General features: G+C 37.3%; 9 protein-coding genes and 1 tRNA gene. 4 read left to right on the forward strand and 6 right to left on the reverse strand.

The window, feature by feature from the left end; all coding sequences use genetic code 11:
• Positions 1 to 26: 26 nt before the first annotated feature.
• From J7J10_03375 to J7J10_03395, 5 genes are read right to left on the reverse strand one after another with little or no spacing between them, the layout of a single operon-like run.
• The gene (locus J7J10_03375) at positions 27 to 572 is read right to left on the reverse strand and encodes a YihA family ribosome biogenesis GTP-binding protein (GenBank protein MCD6129976.1); all 546 of its coding nucleotides are present in this window, start codon (positions 570 to 572) and stop codon (positions 27 to 29) included.
• Between the two features lie 29 nt (positions 573 to 601).
• The gene (gene leuB, locus J7J10_03380; protein ID MCD6129977.1) at positions 602 to 1,681 is read right to left on the reverse strand and encodes a 3-isopropylmalate dehydrogenase; all 1,080 of its coding nucleotides are present in this window, start codon (positions 1,679 to 1,681) and stop codon (positions 602 to 604) included.
• Positions 1,682 to 2,170, reverse strand: a complete 489-nt coding sequence (locus tag J7J10_03385) for a 3-isopropylmalate dehydratase small subunit (protein MCD6129978.1) — start codon at positions 2,168 to 2,170, stop codon at positions 1,682 to 1,684.
• 9 nt (positions 2,171 to 2,179) lie between these two features.
• Positions 2,180 to 3,442 (reverse strand): 3-isopropylmalate dehydratase large subunit, encoded by a 1,263-nt coding sequence (gene leuC, locus J7J10_03390; GenBank protein ID MCD6129979.1) that lies wholly within the window; start codon positions 3,440 to 3,442, stop codon positions 2,180 to 2,182.
• A gap of 1 nt (position 3,443) precedes the next feature.
• Positions 3,444 to 5,729: an NADP-dependent malic enzyme gene (locus tag J7J10_03395; protein ID MCD6129980.1), complete on the reverse strand. Its 2,286-nt coding sequence runs from the start codon at positions 5,727 to 5,729 to the stop codon at positions 3,444 to 3,446.
• A gap of 150 nt (positions 5,730 to 5,879) precedes the next feature.
• Here J7J10_03395 and J7J10_03400 point away from each other — a divergent pair, with 150 nt between their 5' ends.
• Together J7J10_03400 and aspS are read left to right on the forward strand one after the other, a co-directional pair.
• Positions 5,880 to 7,118, forward strand: coding sequence for a histidine--tRNA ligase (locus tag J7J10_03400; GenBank protein MCD6129981.1), 1,239 nt, complete (start codon positions 5,880 to 5,882; stop codon positions 7,116 to 7,118).
• Positions 7,111 to 8,919: an aspartate--tRNA ligase gene (gene aspS, locus J7J10_03405; protein ID MCD6129982.1), complete on the forward strand. Its 1,809-nt coding sequence runs from the start codon at positions 7,111 to 7,113 to the stop codon at positions 8,917 to 8,919. The genes J7J10_03400 and aspS overlap by 8 nt, the downstream gene beginning before the upstream one ends.
• On the opposite strand, the gene J7J10_03410 is transcribed toward aspS, so the two are convergent.
• A tRNA-Val gene (locus J7J10_03410) sits at positions 8,879 to 8,950 on the reverse strand. The two genes, aspS and J7J10_03410, sit on opposite strands and share 41 nt — an antisense overlap.
• A gap of 93 nt (positions 8,951 to 9,043) precedes the next feature.
• Here J7J10_03410 and J7J10_03415 point away from each other — a divergent pair.
• Together J7J10_03415 and J7J10_03420 are read left to right on the forward strand one after the other, a co-directional pair.
• A complete protein-coding gene (locus tag J7J10_03415) occupies positions 9,044 to 9,958 on the forward strand; it encodes a branched-chain amino acid transaminase (GenBank protein ID MCD6129983.1) in 915 nt (304 codons plus the stop codon).
• Positions 9,951 to 12,350 carry a DNA polymerase I gene (locus tag J7J10_03420; protein MCD6129984.1) on the forward strand — a complete coding sequence of 800 codons (2,400 nt, stop codon included), beginning with the start codon at positions 9,951 to 9,953 and terminating at the stop codon, positions 12,348 to 12,350. The genes J7J10_03415 and J7J10_03420 overlap by 8 nt, the downstream gene beginning before the upstream one ends.
• Positions 12,351 to 12,361 lie beyond the last annotated feature (11 nt).

The following is a 12,361-nucleotide window of genomic DNA, read 5'->3' on the forward strand; positions in this document are numbered from 1 at the left end:
CGGCAAGCTGCGGGGAATTAACCCTACTATATGTAATTAAATACTAATTTTTCTATGTAGTTTTTTAGTTCTTTTATTCCTTGTTTTGTTTTAGAGGAAGTTATGAAAAAAGGGATGTTTAATGATTGGAATTTTTTTAATTGTATAGAATATTCTTTTCTATTTAACTTATCGCATTTAGTAAGAATAATATCAAATGATATATGATGATAATTTAACCAAAAGAATAATTCCTTCTCTTGGTTTCGAACATCTCTTCTCATATCAATGAGAATAAATACCTTTTTTAAAAGGTTGCTGAATTTAAGATAATCTTCCACTAATTCTTTCCACTCGTTTTGCATTTTTTTGGATATATTGGCATATCCATATCCCGGCAAATCCACTAAGTAACAGATATTGCCAATTTTATATACATTAATAAGCCTGGTTTTGCCAGGTTTTTTGCTGGTTTTGGCAATTTTTCTTTCCAGCATTGTATTTATTAAAGAGGATTTGCCTACATTGGAGCGACCCGCAAATGCAAATTGAAGCAACGGAAGGCGCAGCGGAGCTTTGGAAAAAGAGCTCACAAATTCTACATCTGCAAAATTTTGTTTTGTCATTCGTTCAATATGGCTTCTGCAATTAAATCACCCATCTTCTGTGTATTTACCTGTTTTCCCCCTGCACTCATTATATCCGGTGTTCTGTATCCTTGTTTTAAGACGGATTCCACCGCCCTTTCTATGGTTTGTGCCTCTAACTCTCTATTTAATCCATACCTCAACATCATGGCTGCAGATTCAATCTGAGCGATAGGATTAGCGATGCCTTGTCCTGCAATATCTGGTGCGGAACCGTGTATGGGTTCAAACATACCTACGGAGCTACCAACAGATGCAGAAGGAAGCATGCCGATGGAGCCGGTGAGCATAGATGCTTCATCAGACAAAATATCTCCGAATATATTTCCAGCTACAATAACATCAAATTGTTTTGGGTATCTTACCAATTGCATAGCTGCATTGTCTACATACATATGATTCAACTCTACATCAGTATAATCTGTTGATATCTCATTTGCTGTATCTCTCCACAGTTGAGAAGATTCCAGTACATTTGCCTTATCTATACTGGTAACCTTTTTTCTCCTCTTTCTGGCAATGTCAAATGCCAATCTTACAATTCTTTCTATTTCACTTTTTTTGTAAGATAGTGTATTTATACCTATTTTATCTTTGTTGGGTAAATTGAATACACCTTTTGGTTTGCCGAAGTATATACCACTGGTGAGTTCTCTCACTACCATAATATCTATATCTCTTATTATCTCTCTTTTTAATGTAGAGGCATCTATCAATTCATTAAATACCTTTGCCGGTCTCAAATTCGCAAATGCACCCAGGGCTTTTCTTATACCCAGCAGTCCTGCTTCTGGTTTTTTATCATGAGGCAAATTTTCCCATTTTGGCCCTCCTACCGACGAGAAAAATAAAGCATCAGTTTTCAACACCTTTTCTATAGTTTCCTCTGGCAGTGGCGTGTCAAACCTATCAATAGCGCATCCGCCTACATATACTTCAATATAACTAAATTTATGGTTAAATTTCTCCCCTATGATATTTAATATCTTTATACCTTCTTCCGCTATCTCTGGTCCTATTCCATCTCCTTTCATTACAGAAATATTAAAGTCCATCTATATCTCCTTTAATAACTTTTTAGCGTAGCTTTCCAATCCCCCTAAGCTTACCAACTCCTGCATAAATGGTGGAAGAGGTAAGGCATGAAATATCTCACCTGTTGATATATTTTTTATCTCACCTGTTGATATATTCACTTCAACAATATCTCCTTCTTTTATTTTATCTGTTTCTTTGCATTCAAATAGCGGCAATCCGATATTAAATGAATTCCTGTAAAATATGCGGGCAAAACTCTTTGCTATAATACAAGCTATGCCTGAGGCTTTTATAGAAATGGGCGCATGTTCTCGGGAAGAACCGCAGCCAAAATTTTCTTCGGCAACAATAATATCTCCTTTTTTTACCTTTTTTGCGAAATTCAGGTTTATATCTTCCATACAATGTTTAGCAAGCTCTTTCTCGTCGGATGTATTTAAGTAACGAGCAGGAATAATAACGTCCGTATCTACATTGTTTTTAAATTTCCATACCTTTCCTTTCATTTATTCCTCCTAAAGTTCATCTGGACTTCCTATTTTTCCTAAGACAGCGGATGCGGCAGCAATGGCTGGATTGGATAGATATACATAGGCCTCGGGGCTGCCCATTCTTCCCACAAAGTTTCTGTTGGTGGTAGATATGGCTACCTCTCCAGATGCCAAAACACCCATATGTCCACCCAAACAAGGTCCACAGGTGGGGGTAGAGACGACAGCACCTGCATCTAAAAATATATCAAACAATCCTTCTTTTAAAGCCTGTCTATATATGAGAGGGGTAGAAGGGATGATGATCAATCTTACATGTTTATCTCTTTTTCTTCCCTTTAATATCTTTGCGGCAATCCTTAAATCAGACAATCTTCCATTTGTACAGGAGCCGATGAATGCTTGATCTATTTTTATATCTTTTTTCATTACTTCTGAAATGGGTTTTGCATTTTCAGGAAGATGTGGAAATGCTACCTGGGGTTCAATAATTGAGACATCTATCTCTATTATATCATCGTATTCTGCATCTCCATCACTTTTGTAGAACATCCCTTCTTTTATACCGACTACATTTAAATATTCTTTTGTTATATCATCTGGTTCAACAATAGCTGTTTTTCCTCCTGCCTCAATAGCCATGTTGCACATGGTGAACCTATCATCCATAGGGAGATTTCTAATAGCAGGACCTGAAAATTCCATTGCCTTGTATAATGCGCCGCTTACCCCAATCTTCCCTATGGTGTATAAAATAAGGTCTTTCCCCATAACCCATTTCCCTCTCTTGCCCTCATAGATGAATTTTATGGTGGGTGGCACTTTAAACCATAACATTCCGGTGGCAAAGGCAAATCCAATGTCTGTGCTTCCTACGCCGGTGGCAAACGCACCCAATGCACCTCCTGTGCAGGTGTGAGAATCTGCTCCTGTAATTAACATTCCCGGTTTTATTAGTCCTTTTTCTGGTAAAAGGACATGTTCGATGCCTACATCCCCCACCTCCCAATAATGAGGAATGTTATTTTGTTCTGCAAATTCTCTGACTATCTTGCATTGTTCGGCAGATTTTATATCCTTATTGGGTGTAAAGTGGTCGGGGATAAGGGATATTTTTTCTCTATCATATAATTTTCCACCGATTCTTTTGAGAAAATCTATGGAGATGGGGGCGGTAACATCATTGGCAAATGCCAAATCCACACGGGCGAGTATGATTTCTCCTACATTTATATTCCCTTTGACAATATGGTGCTGTAAAATCTTTTGTGCAATTGTTAAGCTCATTTTACACTCCTTTTTCTTTTACTTGGGCATCTATTACTGCAATTGCTGTTAGATCAACGATAAAATCTGGAGAAGAGCCCATCTCCAATATATGTGCCGATTTTTCCAATCCCACTAAGATGGGGCCAATGGGGTGAAAATCACCCATTTTATATACTAACTTATAAGCGATATTTGCTGAATTCAAATCGGGAAATATAAGCACATTGGCATCTTTTCCTTTTAGATTGTTAAATGGGTAAAATTTATCTCTCAGGATTCTGTCTACTGCAATGTTTGCCTGCATTTCCCCATCCATTGTTAATGAAGGCTGAAGTCTTCCTATTATTTTTGTGGCTTTTCTTACCTTATCCACCTGTGGGTATTCTCTGTTACTGCCAAAGTTGGAAAAGGAAAGCATTGCTATTACTGGTTCTGTATTTGTAATTTCTTTGCAGAGATTAGCTGTTTCTATGGCGATGCAAGCTAGTTGTTCCGCTGATGGTTCAATAATCATTGTCGTGTCTGCCAAGAAGTAAACTTTATTTCTTATGATCAGCATATATACACCCGCCGCCACATTGTCTTTTTTTGCTCCTATAATTTTCAAGATAGCTCCAGCTACATAGGGATAGTTATGAGGTTCACCTGCAACTATGGCATCTGCATCACCAAGCTTTACCATCATCGCGCCAAAAAAGTACCGTCTGTATTTTATAAGGCGTTCGGCTTCTTTGTAGGTGATACCTTTTCTCTCTCTTAATTTAAAGTATTCCCTAATATATTTATCCGTATTTTTAGATGTAAATGGATCTATTATTTCCACTTTTTCCAATAGGCTTCTATGAATATCTAATTCCTTCAATCTTTTCTCTATATTTTCTCTTTCCCCTAAAAAAATAGGATGAGCAATGCCTTCATCTGTAATAATCTTTATTGCTCTCAGTATTTCCTCTTCCTCGCTATCCGGAAAAACCACCTTTTTTGGATTTTCCTTTGCCCTGTTGTATATGGAACGGGTTATTATTCTTACTTTATCTATGCGCGCCTCTAATTCTTCCTTATATTTTTTTTCCTCTATCTTTTCAATCTGGGCCACACCGGATGAAATGGCTGCTTTTGCCACTGCTGGTGCAACATATTCCAACGCTCGCGGGTCGAAAGGCTTGGGTATGATGTAGTCTGGCCCAAACTTTAGCTTCTTTAATCCGTATGCTTTTAAAACAGATTCCGGAACATCTTCTTTTGCTAATGTTGCTATTGCTTTTGATGCTGCTATCATCATTTCATGGTTTATGGTTGTTGCCCTTGCATCTAATGCTCCCCGAAATATAAAAGGGAAAACCAGAACATTGTTTATCTGATTGGGATAATCAGACCTTCCTGTGCCTACTATGGCATCTGGACAGGCATCTTTTACCTCTTCGTAATCTATTTCTGGAATGGGATTTGCCATGGCGAAGATAATGGGTGGTTTTCCCATCGTCCTTACCATCTCTTTATTAACGATATGAGGAGCAGAGACTCCCAAAAATGCATCTGCTCCTCTCATTGCCTGTTCTAAGGTGCGGGCTTGTGTTTCTGCGGCAAACTTTTCCTTATATGGATTCATACCTTCTTTTCTACCTTTATAGATCACACCCTTACTATCACAAACGATGATTTCATTTGCACCTAATCTTTTAAAATAATTGGCACATGCCAGTCCTGCTGCCCCTGCACCACTTACAACAATTTTTATATTTCTAATATCTTTGTGTGCAATTTCCAATGCATTTAATAGAGCTGCTCCCGTTATAGTGGCTGTGCCATGCTGGTCATCGTGGAAAACGGGAATATTCATTATCTCTTTCAGTTTCTCTTCAATGTAGAAACATTCCGGTGCTTTTATATCTTCTAAGTTTACGGCTCCAAATGTAGGCTCTAATCTTTTGACGGTGCATATCAGCTCATCAGGGTCTTCTGTATCTAATTCTATATCAAAGACATCCACATCGGCGAATTTTTTAAACAAAACACCTTTTCCTTCCATGACCGGTTTTGCGGCTAACGCTCCGATGTTTCCCAAGCCTAAAACAGCAGTGCCATTGGTGACTACGGCCACCAGGTTTCCTTTAGCGGTATATTTAAATGCATCTAACGGGTTTCCCTCCACTGCCGAGCATACAAATGCTACCCCGGGAGTATAAGCCAAACCCAAGTCCCTTTGTGTTTTAAAGGGTTTCGTGGCAATAACCTCTATTTTCCCTGGTCTTCCTGCTTCATGATAAATTAGTGCTTCTTTTTCATCTAAGTTTTGCGATTTCATTATTTCCTCCACATTATATTCATGTTTATTGAAAATCTAATATATCATAAAAGGTTTATTAGCAAAAGTGTATTTTAAAATAGCTAAGCTTTTCCTTGACAAAAATTGATGCCAAGTATATCTTCGTTACACTAAAGGGGTTTTATAGTGATTCAATCCTTACCTGGGTTTAAAGACATTTTACCTAACGAAACAAGGAAATGGCAATTTGTAGAAAATATATGCAGGGATATTTTTGAGTCTTTTGCCTATCAAGAGATTAGAGTCCCTATATTGGAAAAAGCACAATTATTTTCTCGCAGTGTAGGCAATGATACGGATATTGTGCAGAAAGAGATGTATACCTTTAAGGATAAAAGTGACCAGTTTGTTACATTAAGACCGGAAGGCACAGCTTGTGTAGTAAGAGCGCTTATACAACATAATTTAATTCATGAGGGTATGTATAAATTTTATTATATTGCACCTATGTTCCGCTATGAGCGTCCTCAAAGAGGTAGGTTTAGAGAATTTCATCATTTGGGAGTAGAGGCATTCGGAGACTCTTCCCCTTATGTAGATGCAGAAATAATGGAGATGAATATAGAGATATTAAAGAGATTGAACATGGATGTTAGAGCAGAGATAAACAATATCGGTTGCAGAAAATGCAGGCCTTTGTATACTAAGGTGTTAAGAGAATATTTGATGGGGGAAAAAGAACTTTTATGTGAGGATTGTCAGCGAAGGTTAGATACAAATCCTCTGCGTATATTAGATTGTAAAAAAGAATCGTGCAAAAAGATTACAGCTTCTGCACCGTCTATATTGGATTATACCTGCGACGAATGCAGAAATCATTTTAACGAAGTTCAGAGATTGCTCACCAAGATGAATATAGATTTTGTGGTTAACGAGAAAATAGTGCGGGGTTTGGATTATTATACAAGTTTTGTTTTTGAGATTATCAGTGATAAACTGGGTGCGCAGGGAACGGTATCGGCTGGCGGAAGATACAATGATTTGGTGGAAGAGTTGGGAGGCAGTCCCACTCCTGCCTGTGGTTTTGCGGCTGGCGAAGAGAGGGTTATTGAACTTTTTGATTATAAGGAAGATGACAAATTTGTAGATGCTGTAGTCATCCCAATAGGCAAAGATGCAATCGATTTTTCTTTTCTCTTAACTGAGGATTTAAGGAAAAAATATATAAAGAGCGAATTTATCTCCTCGGGAAGTTTAAAATCTGCTTTGAGGAAAGCGAATAAATGGAAGGCAAAATGGGTTTTAATCATTGGAGATGAGGAGATAAAGGAAAACACGGTTAGTTTAAGAGATCTGGAAAGGTCTGTGCAGAAAAAGGTAAAAGTAGAAAATATAATATCTGTAATAAGGCAGGGGTTGAATGAGTAAAGGAGTTAAGGGGTTTGTAAGAACTCACTGGTGTGGAGATCTAACAAAAGGTTTAGTAGGGAAGGAAGTTACGCTTTGTGGATGGGTGCAAAGCCAGAGAGATCACGGCGGTATTATATTTATAGATTTGAGAGATAGAGAAGGGATAGTTCAAACTGTTTTTGATTCCGAGACAAGTGAAAAATGCAAGTTTGCTCATAAGATACATAACCAATATTGTATAGCAATGAGAGGTAAGGTGGAAATGAGACCCCCAGGGACCACTAATCCTCATTTAAAAACAGGCGAGATAGAGATTTTGGTTTCCGATTTTGAAATTCTTTCTACCTCTTTATCCACTCCATTTTTGATAGAAGATGATGTAAAAGCGGGAGAAGATATAAGGCTTAAGTATAGATACCTGGATTTGAGAAGACAGAAGATGCAGAGAAACATTATTATTAGATATGAGGTTGTTAAAGCAGCAAGAGACTTTTTAGACAAACAAGGATTTATAGAGGTAGAAACTCCTATTTTAACAAAAAGCACGCCGGAGGGAGCGAGGGATTATCTCGTTCCCAGCAGGGTAAATCCAGGTAAGTTTTATGCCCTTCCTCAATCTCCACAATTATTTAAACAGCTCTTGATGGTTTCAGGTTTTGAAAGATATTTTCAAGTTGCTCGTTGTTTTAGAGATGAGGACTTGCGGGCAGATAGACAGCCAGAATTTACACAGATAGACATGGAGATGTCATTCATTGGAGAGGATGACATTATGGAGATCTGTGAAGGTTTGATGAAAACGATATTTAAAAAAACAAAAGGTATAGATTTAGCAACACCGTTTAAAAAAATTAGTTATTTGGAAGCGATGGAAAGATTTGGCACAGACAAGCCCGACATGCGTTTTTTATTAGAGTTAAAGGATATTACAGATATTGCCAAAGAATGCAGATTTAAGGTATTTAGAGAAGTGGTAGAAAAGGGCGGTGTAGTTAAGGGAATTAATGCCAGGGGATGTGTAAATTTTTCCCGTAAGGATATTGAAGAATTGGAAAAAGAGATAGCACCGTTTGGCGCAAAGGGCCTGGCATGGATAAAGATAAAGAAAAATGAATTGGGGTCTCCTATAATTAAATTTTTTTCAAAACAGGAGATAGATAAAATTATATCCAGATTGGATGGAAAAGTGGGAGATGTCCTATTTTTTGTAGCAGATAAAAAGGATATTGCCTGCAGTAGTTTAGCTAATTTGAGATTATCTTTGGCAAACAAACTGAATTTAATAAAACAGAATACCTATGATTTTGTATGGGTATTGGAGTTTCCATTGTTAGAATGGGATGATGAGGGAAGAAGACATGCATCGGTTCATCATCCTTTTACCTCTCCCATAGAGGAGGATATACCATTATTGGATAAAGAACCGTTAAAAGTGAGGTCTCGTGCCTATGATTTGGTATTGAATGGTGTAGAGATAGGAGGAGGAAGCATAAGAATACATCAACCACATTTTCAGAAAAAGATATTTGAGATTTTGAAAATAGGTGAGGAAGAGGCACAAGAGAAATTTGGATTTTTGTTAGAAGCTCTGAAATATGGTGCTCCTCCTCATGGGGGTATTGCCTTTGGATTGGACAGGTTGGTGATGGAGATCACAGGTGCAGGTTCCATCAGGGATGTTATTGCTTTTCCCAAAACACAGAGAGCAATATGTATGCTCACCGGTGCTCCAGATAGTGTAAAAAAAGAGCAATTGAGAGAATTGAAGATAAAGGTGATGGGCGATGTAGGGATTGAACCTACGACCTCTGCCGTGTGAAGGCAGCGCTCTTCCACTGAGCTAATCGCCCGCATGTAAAAAATAAATGAATGTAGCTTGTTTGTCAAGGAAATGACAAAGTCATTTCCTTGCAATTACTAAAGTAATTGTCAAGGAGGTTAAAATGATAGAGAAAACAGAAAAGATATGGTTCAATGGAAAATTTGTTCCCTGGGATGAGGCAAATGTCCATGTTCTCACCCATACATTGCATTATGGTTTGGGGGTGTTTGAGGGAATTCGTGCTTACAAAACAGAGAAAGGAACAGCTGTGTTTAGATTGGATGAACACATAAAAAGGTTTGTCAACTCTGCACATATCTTCAACATTGATCTTCCTTACACCTACGATGAACTAATGAAAGCATCTATAGAAACGATGAGGATAAATAAACTGAAAGAAGGTTATATAAGGCCGATTGCATTTATTGGTTATGGGGATATGGGTCTTTACCCCCAGTCAAACAGAATAGAGGTAGCTATTGCCGTATGGCCCTGGGGTGCATATTTGGGAAAAGAGGCATTGGAAAAAGGAGTGAGAGTGAGAATCTCTTCATATAGTAGAAGTTCCGTTAATGCTATGATGACCAAGGCTAAATCCTGTGGAGGGTATGTGAATTCTCAGTTGGCAAAATGGGAAGCGGTGAGAACAGGATATGATGAGGCAATAATGCTGGACAGCGAGGGGTATGTTTCGGAAGGCAGCGGAGAATGCGTGTTTATAGTAAGAAATGGCATAATTAAAACTACACCCTTGACTTCTATTTTAGAAGGTATTACCCGTAATTCAATTATAGAAGTGGCAAAGACATTGGGCTATGAGATAAGGCAAGAAAGATTCACAAGGGATGAGATGTATATTTCTGATGAGGCATTTTTTGCAGGCACGGCAGCGGAGATTACACCAATCAGAGAGATAGACGGAAGAACAGTCGGTGTTGGTAGAAGAGGCCCAATAACAGAAAAATTACAGAGTATATTTTTTGATATAGCACGCGGAAAGAAGAAAGAGTTTGAAAAGTGGCTCTTCTATGTATGAAATCTATCTTATTGATGGCAGTTTTCTTGCTTACCGTTCTTACTATGCATTAAAGACGCTTTCCTCTAAACAGGGAATACCTACGGGAGCGATATTTGGCTTTGTGCGCACCATCATTTCCTTTTTAGAGGAGAAAAATCCTGTATATGCGGTCTGTGCTTTTGATACTCCTGTTCCTACCTTCAGACATAAAGCATTTAAAGCATACAAGGCAAATAGACCGCCAACTCCCCCTGATCTACAGGCACAGATCCCCATTATAAAAGAGATAATAGCTAATTTAGGGATAAATGTAATTGAGAAAGATGGATTTGAAGCCGATGACATAATAGCCACATTGTGTAAATATCTTCCTCCTTCATCTCATATATACATCGTGACATCGGATAAAGACCTTATGCAGTTAGTAAAGGAAAAAATAAAATTATATGACCCGTTTAATGACATTGTTTATGATAAGGATAAAGTTAAGCAAAAATTGGGTATCTACCCCCATCAGGTAGCGGACTATTTAGCTTTGGTTGGAGATAAGGTGGATAATATTCCAGGAGTAAAGGGCATTGGTAAAAAGACGGCGGTTGATTTGCTCAATCGTTTTCAAAATATAGAAGGTATAATTCAACATTTGAATGAAATTCCGCCGAAGATTAAAAAGTCACTTGTCGAATCTAAAGAAAAATTAGGCGATTACAAAAAACTTACCTTGTTGGATGATAATGTTCCTATTTCTGCAGATTTGCAAGGGTTGCATGTTGAAAAATGGAGTAAAGAGAAGTTAAGGTCTATATTTGAAGATTTGAATTTCAGTTCTCTTATGAAATATTTGAATGCTGAACATGAAAAAAGCGACAAAGGGAAGGAGGTTGCTCTCCTGTGTGATGAAAAATGCACTTTAATAACAACAGAAACAGAAAAAGAGGTTCCACCCTGTGATGTAAATGATGCAATTCGTGATATAGATGAGGTAATTGTCTATGATGCAAAATCCGTTATGCATAAAATAGGCGATTTAAAAAAACCGTTTTTTGATATTAAAGCTGGTATCTATCTTTTAAACTCTGACACACAGGGAGAAATAAAAAACATAACATTTTTGTTAAAAGATTCTCTTTGTCCAGATTTTTTGAAATTATCCTTATCTGAGAAGTTATTTCGCCTTTACCCGGTGGTAAAAGAAAAAATTCATAAATTAGATATGGATAAGTTATTTTATGAAATTGAACAGCCCTTAGAATTTGTTATATACAATATGGAAAAAGATGGTATAAGAGTAGATACAGACTATCTCCTACATCTGAAAAATGATCTTATTCAGGAAGAAGAATCTACAAAAAACAACATTTTTGCACTAAGTGGAAAGAGATTTAATATCAATTCTACTAAAGAGCTGCAGGATGTTTTATTTAAATCTTTAGGTTTAAAGCCTGCTAAAAAGATAAAGACAGGTTTTTCTACGGACAGTGAAACATTGTTTGAACTGGCAAAGAAGCACGAACTGCCCGCATATATATTACAGTATAGAACCATACAGAAACTTCTTAATACTTATGTCGAACCCTTGTTAAATTTGGCAGATGAAGAGGGGAGGGTGCATACCACATTCAATTTAACAGCAACTTCTACTGGCAGACTTTCTTCTTCTAATCCTAATTTGCAAAATATACCCATTGGTGATACATTTCCTGAGGATTTGAGAAAAGCGGTGGTAGCTAAAGATGGATATAGTATTATTTGCTCAGATTATTCGCAGATTGAATTGAGAATTATGGCGGCTCTTTCGCAAGATGAAGAACTTATTTCTCTTTTTAGACAAAATAAAGATATGCACAACGAGGTGGCATCTCATCTTTTCGGTGTAAAACAACAGATGGTTACATCTTCTATGAGGCGCATTGCAAAGACAATAAATTTTGGCATTATGTATGGAATGGGAGCAAACAGACTGAGAAAAACTTTAAATATTTCTTTAAATGAGGCAAAATTACTTATTGAAAGATATTTCTCTCGTTTTCCAAAGGTAAAATCATATATTGAGGGAACTATTCAATTTACAAGAAAAAATGGGTATGTAAAGACATACTTTGGTAGGAGGAGATATTTTCATTATACAGGGAATGCTGAGCAGAGGAAGGCAGTCAATGCACCTATCCAGGGAACAGCTGCAGATATTATAAAAATAGCAATGGTAAGACTTTTTGAACGATTAAAAAAATATAGGGGAAGAGCACGAATTGTTTTGCAGGTGCATGATGAATTGTTATTAGAGGTAGAAGATGAAATAATAAAAGAGGTGAAAGAAATTACTAAAATTGCAATGGAAGACATAGATTTTCCCATTCCATTAAAGGTAAATATAGGGGTGGGAAAGAATTGGACAGAGGCAAAAGTTTGATTATGAGGAGG

The sequence above is a fragment of the Deltaproteobacteria bacterium genome, from assembly GCA_021159305.1.
GTDB lineage: Bacteria > Campylobacterota_A > Desulfurellia > JAGGSF01 > JAGGSF01 > JAGGSF01.

Excerpts from the sequence above, each read along its gene's own strand:
- leuB (MCD6129977.1), bottom strand. The coding sequence starts at position 1,681 with ATGGACTTTAATATTTCTGTAATGAAAGGAGATGGAATAGGACCAGAG.
- J7J10_03385 (MCD6129978.1), bottom strand. The coding sequence starts at position 2,170 with ATGAAAGGAAAGGTATGGAAATTTAAAAACAATGTAGATACGGACGTT.
- leuC (MCD6129979.1), bottom strand. The coding sequence starts at position 3,442 with ATGAGCTTAACAATTGCACAAAAGATTTTACAGCACCATATTGTCAAA.
- J7J10_03395 (MCD6129980.1), bottom strand. The coding sequence starts at position 5,729 with ATGAAATCGCAAAACTTAGATGAAAAAGAAGCACTAATTTATCATGAA.
- aspS (MCD6129982.1), top strand. The coding sequence starts at position 7,111 with ATGAGTAAAGGAGTTAAGGGGTTTGTAAGAACTCACTGGTGTGGAGAT.
- J7J10_03415 (MCD6129983.1), top strand. The coding sequence starts at position 9,044 with ATGATAGAGAAAACAGAAAAGATATGGTTCAATGGAAAATTTGTTCCC.
- J7J10_03420 (MCD6129984.1), top strand. The coding sequence starts at position 9,951 with ATGTATGAAATCTATCTTATTGATGGCAGTTTTCTTGCTTACCGTTCT.